Origin of the sequence: Paenibacillus xylanilyticus (assembly GCF_013359935.1) — a bacterium.
Classification (GTDB): domain Bacteria; phylum Bacillota; class Bacilli; order Paenibacillales; family Paenibacillaceae; genus Paenibacillus; species Paenibacillus xylanilyticus.
This window is the reverse complement of record NZ_JABMCB010000169.1, coordinates 142,709-159,420: the sequence shown is the minus strand read 5'-3', so window position 1 is coordinate 159,420 and position 16,712 is coordinate 142,709. Positions and strand designations below refer to the sequence as shown.

The following is a 16,712-nucleotide window of genomic DNA, read 5'->3' as shown; positions in this document are numbered from 1 at the left end:
TTTGCTCAGCGTACATTCTTGAAAAGAAGTTGTTAAAATGCTCAAATCAATCGGAGTATCTTCACAATATCTTCAAAGTTTTTGGGTAAAATGTTAAAGTGACTCGATTACACCCACCCATAAGTACAAAAAAATAAAAGTAAAGGTGCGTGAAAGCAGTGAAAAAATCACTTGTTTTACTTAGCTTGGCAGTTATATTGGTGTTGAGTGCCTGTGGGAACAAGGAAAACAGCAACAATTCCAACACGGCTACAGAAAGCGAGCACTCGAATATGGGTGAGATGGATCATTCAGGATCGGGTGAGGTTCCGGAGGGTATAAAGGATGCGGAGAATCCTACTTATAAAGTTGGAGACGAAGTCGTCATTCAAGCTGATCACATGGAGGGTATGAACGGAGCAAAGGCAACAGTAGTAGGCGCATATGATACGGTAGCCTACACAGTAACTTTTACTCCGACTACTGGAGGAGACCCAATACCGGATCATAAGTGGGTTATTCAAGAAGAAATCAAAGATGCAGGCAGTGAGCCCTTAAAAGAAGGGGACAAGGTTACCCTTGAAGCTGATCATATGGAAGGCATGATGGGTGCTGAGGCCACTATTGACTCAGCTGAGAGAACAACGGTTTATATGGTCGATTATACACCAGCAACCGGTGGAAACCCGGTTAAAAATCACCAATGGTTAGTAGAGAGTGAACTTTCTACAAAATAGCTCTTTATGATGAATGACGTCAGTAATGACGTCATTCTTTCTTATGCTGCAATATGTAGCGAAGTTAAACTACATACTTTATAGACTGTCGTGTTCAAAATCTCAAAAAATTAAAGAATATCTTTCAGAAGATCTAGCCTCTTAGTCGCTAACCATTGTTGGTATACACATGAAAAGAAAAAGTAAAAAAATTGAGGTCGAGAACAGGCAATTAATTCAATAAGATCGATATATAAATCCAAAGGAAGGCTTTCAAAGGCCTTCCTATTTTTATTGCGGGTAAGGGAAGGGCATTTGTTCTATTCTATGAAAAAGCGAATAGAAATGGTAGAGACAAAACGAAAAGGAAGTGAGGAACGAAATGGCACGTAGAAGAAGAAGGAGTAAGTTAGTCGTTTTTACATTTCTAGCATCCTTCATAATTTCCTTGAAGGTTATCCCTATGTACATTGACTTCATTCCTGAAGAGGAAAGCCTACCTCCACGCAACCAGGTAAAGATGAACAACATTACTTCAGATCAAACAGTCGGAATAAAATCTAAAGAAGTAACCAAACTGAGTAAGGATAATCAGGCTTCTAAAGATAAGATAACCAAATCAACGACTAAAACAAAAAATGAAAATACAAACCATGAGCATGTGACTAAGAAGCCAAATAATATAACCGTCACGAAAAACAAAGACCAGCAAAAAAGTGGTTCTAGATCCACACAACCACAAATTCTTATTTATCATACTCATAACCGTGAATCTTGGTTGCCGGAGCTGCAAGGCAAAACCTCTGCAGATGAAGCATTTGACTCTAATATTAATGTCACCTTACTAGGAGAGGACCTCACTAAAAAACTAACAGCAAAGGGGATGAATGTGATTCAATCTACTGCTGATTATCCAAGTGTAGTTAAGAACTTCGATTACGCTAAATCGTATAGTTATTCGAAGGATACATTGAGCCAAGAATTGTCTAATCATAAATCCATTGACTATGTCTTTGATATCCATCGTGATTCACAACCCAAAGATCAGACGACCATAGAGTTTGATGAACTTAACTATGCACAATTATATTTTGTCGTAGGAAAAGAAAATCCCAATTGGCAAGAAACGATGGAGTTTGCCACCAAATTACAGAATAAATTAAACAAGAAAATACCCGGAATATCAAAGGGGATATACTCAAAAGATCATTCTAGCGGTAACGGACAATACAACCAATCGCTTGCTGAATCTAGTGCCCTGATCGAAATCGGTGGTGTAGAAAATGTACTTGAAGAAAATTATAGAACGATTTCGATCTTGGCCGATGTAATCCATCAAATCTGGCATGAAGACCATGGCTCAACCCTCTCATAACAGTAAGTATGCACTCACCCTAATTAGCTCTGCTGATTGGGTTTTTTTATTGATTTTCCCCCACTAAAAGCTGATCATGGGCTGATACATGGAAATCGTGTTGACCATTGGCTATTGATGCGCTTGTATATTTAAGCTATTACATCTTGTAGATATAGGGTGTCCTCCTTTATATTTTCGTCAAAACACGCAGAATCTTCACAATTTTTCTCTATACTGACCTAAAATTATTTTAGACAAGGAGAATGACCCATGCCAAAAAAGAAAAAAGGGCTATCCCTGGGTGTTGGATTTTATCTCGCATTATCATTAGTAGTGATTGTCGGTTTTATTTTCTGGGGGGAGAGTAGAGAAGACAGGACTGCAAATTTGGATCTATTAACACCTCAGTCCACCACCCATCCGCATATCTTTAGTTTTGCAGATGATGATACAACCATATGGATGGGAACTCATAATGGTATATATGAATTTATAGATCAAAAATGGCAGCGAACTCGTAAAGAACTTATGACAAGTGATGTAATGGCAATTGAAACGAATCCGAATAATCCCATGAACATCTTTGTCGCGGGCCATGGTTTTGTGAAACGTTCTAATGATGGTGGGGAGACCTGGGAAACTGCAGAGAATGGACTTCCAAATAAAGCAAAACCCAATGAGCCGGATGTGCACTACTTAGCGATGGACCCGAGGAATTCAAGTCGATTAATTGCGTTGTTGGCTAGTGCTGACAACAATGTGTATCAAACGAAGGATGGTGGGAAACAGTGGAACAAAATCGGAAGTATCCCCCAAGGGGCGTATTCGATTTCTATACTTCCTTCGGCTAAAGAGACCATTTTGGCTGCAACGGAATCAGGGCTGGTTCGCTATAATGTCAAGGGCAGAGATTTGGAACAAATCCAGATTACAAACGAGCCCGCATACGGAGTACTGTCTTTGTTCGATGGAGGAACGATTATCATGACAGAGAGTGGATTTTTAAAATCTACTGATTTGGAAATATGGTCTGACCTCGACGTAGACTTAAATGGTGAGATGCCTTTGGGGATCAAAAGTTCAAAACAAGATCCCAATCGGCTCATCATTGTGACAGATCAGTATTCGGTTTATGAAAGCAATGATGGTGGAGAGAACTGGTCTTTAGGGGAATCGTGAAAGAATAAACCTAGGTAGCTCCTTTATTATGAAAAAGAATTTAAATCAAATTGTATATATAAAGAAAAAGCTTGATAATTATACTATAGGGGGGTATTCTAAAGTCATCAAATGCAACGGTGGACTTAAGTAAGAGTTGCTTTGATTCAGTCATATGAAATACATGAAGAGGGCAATAAACTAAACGCATTCTTTATAACATTAATTCGGTTAAAGGAGAAAAAGAAGTGAACAATGAAAGATTGATGATTGCAGTTTCCCCACCGATTCAAGTAGGAGGAAGCTTGTTTACTGCAGTACAACTTTCAGCTATCAGTAAACTTATGGGTCCAGAGCAAAAGACCGAGATGACTCCGTTTAAACAATTTTATATTGAAATATCGGCTGAATCGGAAGGCGTCGTAACTGACAATCTTCGAAGCATTGGACTTGAGGTAAACCCTGCAGGTTATGCAACTAAGGCCTTGATCGCTTGTAATTTCTGCAGAGGGGCTGAAGATTCCGGACTAGACATTGCTCAAAAGTTAAATCAAGCTATAGCTGGGATATTGACACCGACACCTCTGAAGATCGGATATGCTGGCTGTGCACTCGGGACTAGTGAACCCCTCTTGAGAGATATCGGAATCGTTAAAATGAAAGACAAATTCGATATGTATATAGGTGGAGATCCAAAGGGAATCAAAGCTTCTTTGGCTGAACTTTTTCTAGCTGGTTTAACGGAAGCGGAAGTGACACAAAAGGTAATGAAAATAATCGATTATTACAAAATTCATGCAAAAGGTAAAGAAAAATTCAGCAAGTTTTTGAAGAGAATCACTGCTGAAGAATTAAAGAGAATGCTTTAATTCTATAGTATTTGGCAAAAATAAAATTAAAGCACTGCAAGTGGGGAACCGTCTAATAACAAATGAAGTGCATACTACGTAGCGTGAAAAACAATTCGTCCTTTCTGAGTCAAAATAAATTTTATGAGTCGCCATAATGGCGACTGTTTTGTTTTCCTAATATGATTTCAAAAGGTGATATATTCGGTGTGGAATAAAATTCATTTAAAACTTAGCTTTACCATTTTCAGCTTGTTTATTGGGATTTTAATATTGCTAAGTATTGTACTTAACCTCATATTCACGAATTTTTTGTCATCAAAGGTACACGATGAAGCTAATGAGTTAGCAGCACATTTGTCTACTATGCTTGAGGAGCAAGGCAACAGTGCGGAACAAATGGCTGATTTTACAGGCGTCCAGATGTACATCTTGAGTTCACAAGGAAGATTCATTGAATCAAAGACTTCAGACGCCTCCATTTATCCTAACTATATCTGGGATAATCGCAAATTGTTAGAAGGGAAGAAGGTGGAAAGAGAATTCACTTTTAATAACGAACTTTACCTGCTTCATGGTATCCCCGTAACCACTAATCCAACGGTCAAAGGGATTTACGTGATTAGTTCTCTAGAAAATATGAAAGATTCGATCCAAACGATTAGAAATTTACTGTTTATCACTGGATTTGGAGCACTGTTATTGGCGTTGGGTTGCATATTTTTTCTATCCAAAAGATTATCGAATCCATTATTAAAAATTGAAAGTGCAACTCGCCAAATTGCCAAAGGAGAACTGAATCTTGAAATTCCTGTGGAAACTAAAGATGAGATTGGTTCATTGTCACAAGCCATAAACGACCTCGCTAAAGAATTAAAACAATATCGAGATAATCGTTCGGAGTTCTTTGCCAACGTCTCTCATGAATTGAAAACACCCATTACTTATATGGAAGGGTATGCAGACATATTGGCTAAAGATCTTGTGGAAAATGATGAAGAAAAGAAAAAATATCTACAAATCATTTCTGAGGAAGCACGACGTTTAAATGTAATCATAAATGATCTCTTTGAATTGTCTAAGATGGAAGAAGGTAAAATTGACTTGAAACTGATGTCTGTAGAACCCACTTCGATTATTCAAAGGTCTATAGATAAGGTTCAATTAAAAGCCCAAGAAAAAGATCTTACGATTCGAAGTAAGTTGAGTCCCGTACCCCATATTTTTGTAGACTCTAACCGACTGGAACAGATTATTTTGAATCTATTGGATAATGCCATTCGTTACACAGCCGAGGGGTATATTCAAGTTTCTTTAACTTCTGAATTAGAAGGGGTTGTAATAAGCATTTGCGATACGGGGCCCGGAATTTCAACAGAAGAACTTCCCAATATATTTGAACGTTTTTACCGGGTTGAGAAATCCAGATCCCGGGCATATGGAGGAACAGGACTGGGGCTGTCCATTGTTCAAAGTCTTGTTTTACAACAAGGAGGAACAATTCATGTGGAAAGTAAAATTGGAGAGGGGACGCGATTTAAAGTGATGTTCCCGTCCATCACCTCTTCTTCATTAAAATCACACAGCTTCAAAATATAATATGTGAAACAAATGAGCTAATGATCGTTCAAATTTACGGTCAGAAACCGCATATTACTAAAGATTAATGAAATGGATGGGATGACCATATGAATAAATTGAAAGCATTAGTTATTGATGACGAATGGAACATGAGAAATCTGTTGCGAATTTATTTAACTAAAGAGGGTTTTGATATTACGGAAGCTCATAATGGAACCGAAGGACTGTCCTATCTTCAGAAAAATTCGTATCATGTCATTTTATTAGACGTTATGATGCCGGATATGGATGGATGGCATCTTTGTGAAAAAATCAGATCGTTTACTGAAACACCTATATTGATGCTTACAGCTCGAGGGGATGTGAAGGATAAGGTACATGGGTTAGGTGTCGGTGCTGATGATTATATGGTGAAACCTGTAAATTCTGATGAACTCATTGCTCGCTTGTTTGCGCTTGTTCGACGCTCTTCACAGTCTTTAAGCCTTAAAGAAATCGGTAAAAAAATCATGTATACTGACATGATTATTTATCCAGATCGAAGACAGGTTATGGTACTCGACACAAATCTGGATTTGACCCAAAAAGAACTTGATATATTGCTTATATTGGCCGAGAATCCACAAAGAGTTTTCTCTAGAGATGAAATCATTGAACGTCTCTGGGGAAGTGACTTTTTTGGGGATAACCGAGTCGTAGACACCCATGTGAAAAATATCCGGGAGAAGTTGCAGTTGGCTGGATTGGAACAGAACCCCATTCAAACGGTTTGGGGCATAGGGTATAAGTGGTTGTATAGTGTAGAGGAGCCTTGAACTTATAACTAGAATTCGGCAATACAAAAAGAACATGTGCTAAGAAGCGATCGCTCCCTAACTTCAGCAGGAGACGGTCGTTTCTTTTTTAGAATAAGATATACGAGAATTCCACATTAAATCCACACAATTTAACAATATAATACTCTATAGGTTACAAATATTTAACTATTTTTGCCGAATTTCGTATTGAAAACGGGGGAACCATTTGTTGGGTGAATTATTCTTGTAAGAAAAGAATATAGGGAGCCTTTAACCGAATCCTTAAGCTAACTCCGTAGGCATCTAAGGGAGGAACAAAAGTTTGAAGAAAGTCATTTTATCGTTTCTTGGAGCAGCAGTTTTATTTACCTCCACAGCAACAGGTGCATTTGCTAGTCAGGCAAAGCTAACAGAAGAAATAAAAGAAGTGGTTGGAACGCCATACCTTTATGGTGGGACAACAACATCTGGTTTTGATTGTTCCGGTTTTATCCTGTATGTTTTTAATAAGTTTAAACTAGATTTGCCGCGCACCTCTAGTATGCAAGCAGCAAAGGGATCGTTTGTAGAGAAAGAAGAATTACGCCCAGGGGATCTCGTTTTCTTCAATACGAATGGTCGCAGCATTTCACATGCGGGAATTTATGTAGGTAACAATCAATTTGCACATTCATCAAGCAGTAAGGGTGTTCGAATTAGTAGCTTATCTGAAAGTTATTATAAAACCAAATATGTAACAGCTCGTAGAGTGGTTAGCGAGCAGAACTATCTTAAAATGGTTAACGATAGTCATTAAAATGGACAAGCCCGTGGGTAATTCACGGGTTTGTCCATTTTGTTTAGCAACTTGCCTCGAACAGATAGAACCATTCTCCAGTGAACTAAACTAATAAATAAGTAAATAACTTATCTAAACTGTGATTTATGATATGGACGGTAATCTTTCACAGATTCCACATACATAAAAGCTAAACTAATCTTATATTGATTAGAGGAGAATAGCCCTATGTGTGGATTTGTAAGTTTATATAACAAATATCGTATGCCAGTAGATGCAAACATTCTGCAACATATGACCGACTCCATAGCTCATCGTGGCCCAGATGATGAAGGGATATATATCCATGATCATATCGGTCTGGGTTTTAGGAGACTAAGTATACTGGATATTGAGCACGGGGCACAGCCCATGACCAATGAGAACAAAGATATTTGGTTGGTATTCAATGGAGAGATTTATAATTATAAAGAGTTGAGGGATTGGTTGAGTCAGAAGGGGTATACATTTTATACAGATTCCGATACCGAAGTATTACTGAGGCTTTATGAGGACGTTGGAATTAAATGTGTCAACTATTTACGAGGCATGTTTGGGTTCACCATATGGGATCAAAGGAGTGATCTTTTATTTGCGGCACGGGATCATTTCGGAATCAAGCCTGTTTATTACAGTGAGACCGCCTCCGGATACATGATTGGCTCTGAAATTAAAACGTTGCTGGCTTCAGGTAGGATTGATAGGGAAGTGGATGAAAATGCTCTTTATCAGTATCTCACATTTCAATATGTACCTGAACCTCTAACGATGTTCAAAGAGATCCATAAACTGAAAGCAGGCCATTATTTGATTGTACAGAATAATGGAATGACCATCAGACCGTATTACGAAGTGAAGTTTGAGCCCCATGAAAGTAGGTCGTATTCCGATTTAGTAGAGGAAACACGATCAGTAATAACGGAATCTGTTCGTATTCATAAGAACTCAGATGTCCCTAGGGGAGCATTCTTATCGGGTGGTATTGATTCAAGCAGTTTAGTAGGTTTACTTCATCGCTTGGAGCCAACCCAAACATTCAGCGTTGGATTTGATATGCCGGGCTATAGTGAATTGGATGATGCTAGGAAGACAGCAGCCTATTTAGGGACTGAGCATCATGAAATTCGGATTAATGCCCGCGACTATATAGATATACTACCTTCTCTAATATGGCATATGGATGAGCCAGTAGCAGACCCATCAGCCGTGGGTCTCTACTTTGTATCGAAGTTGGCTAGTCAGCATGTTAAGATGGCATTTTCAGGTGAAGGTGCAGATGAATTTTTTGGTGGCTACAACATTTATCGGGAACCCTATGCTCTCCGCATGTTTCAGGGTCTTCCAGGTCCATGGAGAAGTCTTGCAGGACATCTTGGACGATTAATGCCTACCGGCATGAAAGGCAAAGGATTCTTGGAAAGAGGGAGTCTTATTCTGCAAGAACGTTACTTTGGAAATGCGAAGATTTTTATGGATCATGAAAAAAGCAAGGTATTAGCACCATGGTTATCGGAGCAGGGAGTATGTAAACCAACCCAGCAGGTGACTAAGCCACTTTATGAACAAGCGAAGTTATATGATGAAGTCACACAGATGCAGTATATTGATATTCATACGTGGCTACGTGGGAATATCCTAATGAAAGCAGACAAAATGTCGATGGCAAATTCCTTGGAACTTCGCGTTCCCTTTGTAGATACCAAAGTATTTGAATTAGCTGCTACCATCCCTACAAAGTATAAAGTTACACCCACAGCAACTAAATTATTACTCCGTGATGCTATGAAAGATGTGGTTCCACCTGATGTACAGCAACGAAAAAAATTAGGTTTTCCTGTCCCAACGAGAGTATGGTTAAAAAGTGAATGGTATTCATGGGCTAGGAATCTGATTATGACAGCAGACGTAGATCAATGGATCAATAAAACGTATGTATTGCAGCTACTTGAGATCCATAAGGAAGGGAAATTGGATGCAAGCCGTAAATTGTGGACCATTCTTGTATTTATCTTATGGCATCAAATATATATTGAAGATCGTGCGTATTCCTTTTCAGGTCCATCTTCCAATAGAATGATATTGTAATAAAAAAGTCAGTAACGTCGCCAATATAGTTCTGAAATATCGTCCCCTCGGATTAGAGTTCATTTTAATGAGTTCTCTATACCTGGGGGATTTTGGTATGCTAGCTAATAGAAGAGAATGATATGCATTTAAGCGCAACAGTATCGCTTTTTTACAATTAAGGTGTTTCTAAAAAAATGCGGCAACCAATCCTCGGTTACATTCCGGGAAAGATCGCCGCATTATAATTTCTTCTGTTTATCTTTTAACGTATTATTAGCAGATCTTAATAAAGAGTAAATCAATGCTACTTATTTATTCCGCTACGTTCTCCACACTCGGATCAGGTGTATAGTTACTTTCATAATCTGTATACATGACTTCCGTTACCATTCCCGCGGAAGCATGATGCAAGTCATGGCAATGGAACATCCAATTTCCAGGGTTATCGGCTTCAAAAGCAACAACATAAGTTTCCCCTGGTTTAACATTTAGTGTATCTTTTATGATCGTTGACCCCTGATAGGATTGACCATTTTTACTTAGCACTTGGAAAAACTGTCCATGGAGATGCATAGGATGGTCATCCGTTTTGGACTGATTCACAAAAGTAACTTTGACCTTGTCACCTTTCTGGACTTTTATGACATCTGTATCCGGAAATACCTTTCCGTTAATGGTGTACACCATTTCTCCATCTTTCATTTCCGTATTTAAATTCATTGTCACGTTTTGATCAAATATCTCATTCAACGAAAATAATGGATCTGACATGTTACCATACTTTTCGAAGTCAAACACAGGAAGCGTAGCTGAAGCATTGGAATTGTCATTTTGAACTTTTGAACCTTCGTATTGGATAACGGCTTTCATATTTTGTTTCGGCGACTCAATTCCATGTTCTTCAAGTAGCCAGGAGCCTGGATTATCCGCTGTAAATTCAATATCATAACGTTCTCCAGGAGCTATAGAAAGTAATTGATCTTTTATCATCTCGGGTTCATTTAGGGGCTGTCCATCCGACGCTATTACTTTAAAATTGTGGCCATGTAAGTGCATTTGATGACTGATGTATCCTGCATTAATTAAGCGAATTCTAACTTTATCGCCCTCTTTAACCATGAGTTTATCAATGGCAGTACCTGATTTCCCGTTTATCGTGTATAGGTCATACATGCTCATATCATGTCCGCCCATACCCGTAGTGTTCTCGTCCATGTTCATATCCGATCCGGACATATTCATTTCATTATGATTCATCTCTTTCATACCCATATTGTCGGAATCACTCGTATTCATGTCGCTGGAACTCATCCATTCATCTAACATGAGAGTATAGTCCCGGTCATAGTCATTTTTCAGTTCCTCAACAACAAGGGAACCGTACAAGCCTTTATCCACTTGGTTTACACTGTCTTGATGAGAATGATACCAATAGGTACCTGGTACATTAGCTTTGAACGTATACGTAAATGTTTTACCTGGTTCAACGGCATCTTGTGTAACGCCAGGAATGCCATCCATGTTATTCGGAACGGGGTAGCCGTGCCAATGAATGGAGACAGGCTGATTCAACTCATTTTTTAGATTGATTTTTACGTTGTCTCCAACCTTTACACGGATTTGAGGTCCGGGGACAGAATTGTTGAAAGTCCAAACAGGTAATATCTTACCTTTGGAAACTTCAAGATTGCTCTCTTGTGCGGTGATCGTAAATTCTTTGCCATTTACCACTGGAGTACTAGATGTGAATTTCACAGGACTGGAACCAGCCGAAGTAGGATTATTCGTGTTTGAATGATCCATTCCTTCCATTGCATTATTTTTAATCGCATTAGTACATCCCGTAGCGAGAATAGCTAAAGAACCAATTACGATAAACCTCTTTAAAAGCATCAATTTCATATTCTTTCCTCCACCGTTTTGTATTTGATTGGTAATAACGATAATAGTATAGAAAATATATGTAGAAATAATGTAGATGAATTTCATTTTGTATAGTATAGGGGGGCTATAGTATAATATAAGATAAAATAATGAGGAGTGATCGGAAAATGGGAGACCTAATTCAAGAGCATGAGTCATGCAACACGGAAGAACGCAGGAGCCATCATTCTGAGAAAACAAAGAATAATTTAATTAACCGACTTAACAGAATTGAAGGACAAGTTAGAGGGCTAAAAGGATTAATCGAAAAAGATACCTATTGTGATAATGTGCTGAATCAGATCTCTTCAGTCCAATCGGCTTTGAACGGTGTTGGAAAACTTTTGTTAGAGCATCACATGAAAAGCTGTGTAATTGAACGAATTCAGGAAGGTGAAAACGAAGTTATAGATGAATTGTTAGTGACCATAAATAAATTAATCAAATAGTGCTGTAAACAAAAGAGGGTTTGCAAAAACTCTTTTTTTGTTTACAGCTAAATACTTTGACAAATATAGTGAGGGGGGGTATGGTATTAATGAAGGAGGTGATGTACATTAAAAGTCATTCATTTGGACAATATAGGATGAAGTTAATGGTCCAATGACAAACAATCATTGAGGCCTAATGCTCCTATCCGCTGCAGGTGCACTTAATGGAGTCAACAAAGCATATTGAAGTAGTGAATGAATTAATCAAAAGAGTTCATGCCTCAATGAAATAACATATATTTAAACTCAATTAAAGGGGAGTATGAAAAATGGAAAATGTCACACTAAAAGTAAAAGGTATGTCATGTGGGCATTGTGTAAATTCAATTGAAGGTGCCTTAAATCAAATAGGCGTAGAAGGAAAAGTAATTCTCGCGGAAGGTAAGGTTGAAGTTAAATTTGACGAAACCAAACTAGAGTTTTCGGATATTAAAGAAGCAATTGAAAATCAAGGCTACGACATAGTCGAATAACATGATCTTCTTGAATCATTACTTCAAGTTAGAAGAAGGTGAAGCGTATGCATGTCGAGGTATTTACAACGCCAACTTGTGAAGATTGCAAAAATTTCAAAAAATTCTTAAATGATCATCAAATACCGTATACAGAGTTTAGTATAGCTGATCATCCAGAAAATGCTGTCCTTCTGCGCGAACGAACAGGTAAAAATTTGGTCCCTACAATTTTCATTGAAGGTAAAGTTTATTTCGGATTTGTCTTCAATCGTCAAGAAATTGAAAAAACACTTCTTGGATAAGAACCCTAAATGATATTTCGGTTCACTCCATCGATTGTGAAATGTGCACAGAATTATCCTCTTTCACACTCTAGAGTAGTAGATTATCTTCTGAAATGCCGCCATGAATAGAAATTTCTATATGGGGTAAATATAGAATAAGGGACTACCCTACTACTTTAGATACGAGAGGAGAATTATAATGTCACATCAAAAGTACAAAGAGTGTATTGAAGAGTGTTTAAAATGTATGGTTGCATGTAATCATTGTTATGTTTCTTGTTTAGATGAGGAGCATATTGGAATGATGAAAGAATGTATTCGCTTGGATCGTGAATGTGCGGATATCTGTGAATTTGCCGCTCATGCCATGTCGATCAATAGCAAATATGTTAAAGAGATATGTCTTGCTTGCGCAGACGCTTGTGAAGCTTGTGGGAACGAATGTAAAAAACATGATCATGAGCATTGTCAACAATGTGCAGAAGCGTGTTTTGCTTGTGCAAAAATGTGTCGTGAAATGGCCGCTTAATAAAAGAAATGTAGCACAGAAGGAGTTTTCTCAGAATCAGTTCATAAATTCTGAGAGAACTCCTTTTATTAAATTCCTAAGAAATAATTCGAATTTTGAAAAGGAAGAATAACATAATTACATATCAACAATAAAATGGGCTTAAAATTTTCGGGTATTGCGCTTGACAAAATATAGGGTAGGGGGGTATGCTTTATACATGAAGTGAAGTTAATATTACTGAAATAAAAATCTCATATATAAGGAGAAGTGAATTATGAAAAATGAAGTGTTAAATGTGAATGGCATGTCTTGTGTACATTGTGTCAACTCAATCGAAGGTGCTTTGAAATCGCTCGGTGTTCAAGGGAATGTTAATCTTGAAAATGGCACTGTTACCGTAGTATATGATGAAAATAAGGTGACTCTAGAGACCATTAAAGAGGCTATTGAAGAGCAAGGATATGAAGTCTAAAAGGTGAGGTGTATATATAGTGTCAACAATTGAAGAGAAAAAATCACAAACATCAATTCAACTCTCAGGTATGACTTGTGCTGCTTGTGCTTTAAAAATTGAGAAGGTTTTGAACAAGCTGGAAGGTGTATCAGAAGCTAACGTAAACTTTGCGATGGAAAAAGCGACAGTAACATATGACCCAAGTAAAGTCGACATCGGTAAGATGGAAGCAAGCATTGAGAAGCTTGGCTACAGTACAGTTAAGGAAGCCGTTGATTTGGAACTTGTCGGTATGACTTGTGCGGCTTGTGCCTTAAAAATCGAGAAGACTCTGAATAAGTTACCTGGCGTAAGCACGGCCACCGTAAATTTCGCCATGGAAGTTGCTCATGTCGAATATAATCCGGCAGATGTTTCTGTGACTGATATGCAAAAGAGAGTAGAGAAACTCGGCTATCAAGCTGTACCGAAACAGGAACAAAGCGACCCAGCTGAACGTCGACAAAAAGAATTATCAAAACAAAAAAGAAAACTTCTTATTTCTGCGATTTTATCGTTTCCCTTACTCTGGGCAATGGTAAGTCACTTTTCATTTACTTCGTGGGTATGGTTACCAGATCTCTTTATGAATCCATGGTTCCAATTGGCATTAGCAACGCCAGTTCAATTTTATATCGGAAGACCCTTCTATATTGGTGCATATAAAGCTTTACGCAATGGCAGTGCAAACATGGACGTTCTTGTTTCATTAGGGACCTCAGCTGCTTATTTTTACAGTCTGTATTTAACCATCGTTTGGGCAATTGAAGGCGGTAGCGTACATCATGGACCTGCGATGTACTATGAGACAAGTGCCGTGTTGATTACCTTAGTGGTTATGGGGAAACTGTTCGAATCCCTGGCAAAAGGACGTACGTCAGAAGCTATTAAATCCCTAATGGGACTTCAAGCCAAGACGGCGATAGTTGTCCGAGAAGATCAAGAATTGACCATTCCCGTGGAAGAAGTGATTGTAGGTGATGTTGTAATTGTTCGACCAGGGAGTAAAGTGCCTGTGGATGGGGAAGTTCTGGAAGGACTCTCGTCTGTGGATGAATCGATGCTTACTGGTGAAAGTCTCCCTGTAGAAAAAAAAGTGGGGGATGCTGTTATCGGAGCAACCATGAACAAAAACGGTGTGCTTCGAATGAAAGCAACAAAAATAGGTAAAGAAACAGCTCTTGCACAAATTATTAAAGTTGTCGAGGAAGCGCAAGGATCAAAAGCTCCTATTCAACGGGTAGCAGACGTCATCTCAGGGATTTTTGTGCCGATTGTTGTAGGAGTCGCTGTAGTGGCATTCTTGGTATGGTACTTCGGAGTAACACCGGGTGATTTTGCTGGTTCTTTAGAAAAAGCAATTGCCATTCTGGTTATTGCTTGTCCTTGTGCACTTGGGCTTGCTACACCAACCTCCATTATGGCTGGTTCTGGACGTGCAGCTGAACTTGGAATCTTGTTTAAAGGTGGAGAACATCTGGAACAGACCCATAAAATTGATGCAATTATTCTCGATAAAACAGGTACAGTAACAAAAGGTAAACCTGAACTTACCGATGTTTTGGTCGAGGGCGATGAAACAGAATTCCTTAAACTTGTGGGGGCAGCTGAGAAAAATTCAGAACATCCATTAGCTGAGGCTATAGTTGCGGGCATTATGGAAAGAAATATTGAACTGCTCAGAACAGAATCCTTTGAGGCCATTCCAGGCTTTGGAATCAAGGCTGTTGTGAGTGGTAAAGAGTTATTAATTGGTACACGTCGTCTAATGGATAAATTCGATGTAGAAGCAAAACAAGCTTACAACATGATGTCTACTTTAGAGGAATCCGGGAAAACAGCTATGCTTGTCGCTATTGATAAAGAGTATGCGGGGATGGTTGCTGTGGCAGATACCATTAAAGAAACCTCTCAGGCTGCTGTCAGCCGTTTGAAGGAGATGGGTATCCAGGTCATTATGATTACCGGGGACAACGAACGGACGGCAAAAGCGATTGCGGCTCAAGTTGGCATTGACCACGTCCTGGCTGAAGTTCTCCCTGAAGGTAAAGCGGAAGAAGTTAAAAAACTGCAAGCACAAGGTAAAAAGGTAGCGATGGTAGGAGATGGTATAAACGATGCTCCGGCCCTTGCTATGGCAGACATCGGAATGGCTATTGGTACAGGAACAGACGTTGCTATGGAAGCTGCTGATGTAACATTGATGCGTGGCGATCTTTCAAGTATCCCTGACGCTATTTATATGAGCCGTAAAACTATGGCTAACATTAAACAAAATTTATTTTGGGCACTCGGATACAATACGCTGGGTATTCCAATAGCTGCGATCGGCCTTTTGGCTCCATGGGTAGCTGGTGCTGCAATGGCATTAAGTTCAGTATCTGTTGTTCTTAATGCACTTCGGCTACAACGTGTGAAAATACGTAATTCTTAAAAACTGACGTGATAAAATCATTGTATAATATAAAGATAGGGGTACGTTTGTTTTACATTATATAAAGTATCAGTAACAGGGGTACCCCTATGTGTACGTTAGAAAAACATTGCCAAAACTCACTTGTAAACTAGAAATTCGTTCAGGAGAATGTTAGGTTGAAAAAATGGATTATATTCTGTATTAACCTGGTTGTATTTATGCTTGTTTTCATGAAGCGGGATTTATTGTATGCATGGATAGCTGGGGATAATACGGCTAGCTTACCTCTGATGTTTCTTGTAATTACTATTCTTGCTATGTTTCCTGTGATCCCGTTTGGCATTGTAGGTGGAGTGATCGGCGCTAAATATGGTGTAGTATTGGGCAGTACTATGAACGTGGCCATATCCACTTTAGCTGCGATTATTGTCTATCTATTGGCAAAATACTTACTTTATTCTTGGGGAAGAAGGATTACCCAGAGATTTACATCTCTAGATCAACTACATGCGATGAGTAGCCAGCGCCTGTTTTGGATGATTCTATCAGCTCGCATCATACCCATTTTACCAGCTGCGGCAATCAATATTTACGCAGGAGTATTCCATTTAAATTTTAAGATTTTCATACTCGCAACCTTATTAGGTAAAATCCCCGCAATGATGACCTTTGCCTATATAGGGCATGAAATATGGAATGAAGGAACACGACTAGTACAAGTCAGTTTGATGTATGCTTCATTTTTATTACTGGTTTTTATCGGCTATAGAATATATCTTCGATATAAAGAATAAATACAATTCAATAAGGTGACTAAAA

16 protein-coding genes and 1 riboswitch are annotated in these 16,712 nt (G+C 38.6%); of the genes, 15 read left to right on the top strand and 1 reads right to left on the bottom strand.

What is annotated here, in order from left to right:
* Positions 1–158: 158 nt before the first annotated feature.
* The 8 genes from HP552_RS09020 to asnB all read left to right on the top strand — a co-directional run bounded on the left by HP552_RS09020 (position 159) and on the right by asnB (position 9,338).
* Entirely contained in the window at positions 159–716 is a 558-nt protein-coding gene (locus HP552_RS09020; RefSeq protein ID WP_175395189.1) for a YdhK family protein, read from the top strand.
* Positions 717–1,077: 361 nt separating this feature from the next.
* Entirely contained in the window at positions 1,078–2,070 is a 993-nt protein-coding gene (locus tag HP552_RS09015) for a stage II sporulation protein P (protein ID WP_175395188.1), read from the top strand.
* 252 nt (positions 2,071–2,322) lie between these two features.
* The gene (locus HP552_RS09010; protein ID WP_175395187.1) at positions 2,323–3,231 is read left to right on the top strand and encodes a WD40/YVTN/BNR-like repeat-containing protein; all 909 of its coding nucleotides are present in this window, start codon (positions 2,323–2,325) and stop codon (positions 3,229–3,231) included.
* A gap of 227 nt (positions 3,232–3,458) precedes the next feature.
* On the top strand, positions 3,459–4,079 hold the full coding sequence (locus HP552_RS09005; RefSeq protein WP_301882200.1) for an NAD(P)/FAD-dependent oxidoreductase: 621 nt from the start codon (positions 3,459–3,461) through the stop codon (positions 4,077–4,079).
* Positions 4,080–4,265: 186 nt separating this feature from the next.
* Positions 4,266–5,657 (top strand): sensor histidine kinase, encoded by a 1,392-nt coding sequence (locus HP552_RS09000; RefSeq protein WP_175395186.1) that lies wholly within the window; start codon positions 4,266–4,268, stop codon positions 5,655–5,657.
* Positions 5,658–5,746: 89 nt separating this feature from the next.
* Positions 5,747–6,454: a response regulator transcription factor gene (locus tag HP552_RS08995; protein WP_175395185.1), complete on the top strand. Its 708-nt coding sequence runs from the start codon at positions 5,747–5,749 to the stop codon at positions 6,452–6,454.
* Between the two features lie 165 nt (positions 6,455–6,619).
* Positions 6,620–6,753: riboswitch (cyclic di-AMP (ydaO/yuaA leader) on the top strand.
* A 5-nt stretch (positions 6,754–6,758) separates the two neighbouring features.
* Positions 6,759–7,232 (top strand): C40 family peptidase, encoded by a 474-nt coding sequence (locus HP552_RS08990; protein ID WP_175395184.1) that lies wholly within the window; start codon positions 6,759–6,761, stop codon positions 7,230–7,232.
* A gap of 210 nt (positions 7,233–7,442) precedes the next feature.
* Complete coding sequence (gene asnB, locus HP552_RS08985) at positions 7,443–9,338, top strand: asparagine synthase (glutamine-hydrolyzing) (RefSeq protein WP_175395183.1); 1,896 nt, start codon at positions 7,443–7,445, stop codon at positions 9,336–9,338.
* A gap of 294 nt (positions 9,339–9,632) precedes the next feature.
* Here asnB and HP552_RS08980 read toward each other — a convergent pair whose 3' ends face one another.
* On the bottom strand, positions 9,633–11,222 hold the full coding sequence (locus tag HP552_RS08980; RefSeq protein WP_175395182.1) for a multicopper oxidase family protein: 1,590 nt from the start codon (positions 11,220–11,222) through the stop codon (positions 9,633–9,635).
* A 149-nt stretch (positions 11,223–11,371) separates the two neighbouring features.
* On the opposite strand from HP552_RS08980, the gene HP552_RS08975 reads away from it, so the two are divergent.
* The 7 genes from HP552_RS08975 (at position 11,372) to HP552_RS08945 (ending at position 16,687) form a co-directional block, all read left to right on the top strand.
* Positions 11,372–11,692 carry a metal-sensitive transcriptional regulator gene (locus tag HP552_RS08975; RefSeq protein ID WP_024634433.1) on the top strand — a complete coding sequence of 107 codons (321 nt, stop codon included), beginning with the start codon at positions 11,372–11,374 and terminating at the stop codon, positions 11,690–11,692.
* Between the two features lie 311 nt (positions 11,693–12,003).
* Positions 12,004–12,207 (top strand): cation transporter, encoded by a 204-nt coding sequence (locus HP552_RS08970; protein WP_024634434.1) that lies wholly within the window; start codon positions 12,004–12,006, stop codon positions 12,205–12,207.
* Between the two features lie 47 nt (positions 12,208–12,254).
* On the top strand, positions 12,255–12,491 hold the full coding sequence (locus HP552_RS08965) for a glutaredoxin family protein (RefSeq protein ID WP_024634435.1): 237 nt from the start codon (positions 12,255–12,257) through the stop codon (positions 12,489–12,491).
* A 181-nt stretch (positions 12,492–12,672) separates the two neighbouring features.
* A complete protein-coding gene (locus tag HP552_RS08960) occupies positions 12,673–13,002 on the top strand; it encodes a four-helix bundle copper-binding protein (RefSeq protein WP_081718281.1) in 330 nt (109 codons plus the stop codon).
* A 256-nt stretch (positions 13,003–13,258) separates the two neighbouring features.
* Positions 13,259–13,456, top strand: a complete 198-nt coding sequence (locus HP552_RS08955) for a cation transporter (RefSeq protein ID WP_024634437.1) — start codon at positions 13,259–13,261, stop codon at positions 13,454–13,456.
* 19 nt (positions 13,457–13,475) lie between these two features.
* Entirely contained in the window at positions 13,476–15,911 is a 2,436-nt protein-coding gene (locus HP552_RS08950; protein WP_175395181.1) for a heavy metal translocating P-type ATPase, read from the top strand.
* A 158-nt stretch (positions 15,912–16,069) separates the two neighbouring features.
* The gene (locus HP552_RS08945) at positions 16,070–16,687 is read left to right on the top strand and encodes a TVP38/TMEM64 family protein (protein ID WP_024634439.1); all 618 of its coding nucleotides are present in this window, start codon (positions 16,070–16,072) and stop codon (positions 16,685–16,687) included.
* The last annotated feature ends 25 nt before the right edge of the window (positions 16,688–16,712 follow it).

Excerpts from the sequence above, each read along its gene's own strand:
- HP552_RS09015 (WP_175395188.1), top strand. The coding sequence starts at position 1,078 with ATGGCACGTAGAAGAAGAAGGAGTAAGTTAGTCGTTTTTACATTTCTA.
- HP552_RS09010 (WP_175395187.1), top strand. The coding sequence starts at position 2,323 with ATGCCAAAAAAGAAAAAAGGGCTATCCCTGGGTGTTGGATTTTATCTC.
- HP552_RS08995 (WP_175395185.1), top strand. The coding sequence starts at position 5,747 with ATGAATAAATTGAAAGCATTAGTTATTGATGACGAATGGAACATGAGA.
- asnB (WP_175395183.1), top strand. The coding sequence starts at position 7,443 with ATGTGTGGATTTGTAAGTTTATATAACAAATATCGTATGCCAGTAGAT.
- HP552_RS08980 (WP_175395182.1), bottom strand. The coding sequence starts at position 11,222 with ATGAAATTGATGCTTTTAAAGAGGTTTATCGTAATTGGTTCTTTAGCT.
- HP552_RS08975 (WP_024634433.1), top strand. The coding sequence starts at position 11,372 with ATGGGAGACCTAATTCAAGAGCATGAGTCATGCAACACGGAAGAACGC.
- HP552_RS08970 (WP_024634434.1), top strand. The coding sequence starts at position 12,004 with ATGGAAAATGTCACACTAAAAGTAAAAGGTATGTCATGTGGGCATTGT.
- HP552_RS08965 (WP_024634435.1), top strand. The coding sequence starts at position 12,255 with ATGCATGTCGAGGTATTTACAACGCCAACTTGTGAAGATTGCAAAAAT.
- HP552_RS08960 (WP_081718281.1), top strand. The coding sequence starts at position 12,673 with ATGTCACATCAAAAGTACAAAGAGTGTATTGAAGAGTGTTTAAAATGT.
- HP552_RS08955 (WP_024634437.1), top strand. The coding sequence starts at position 13,259 with ATGAAAAATGAAGTGTTAAATGTGAATGGCATGTCTTGTGTACATTGT.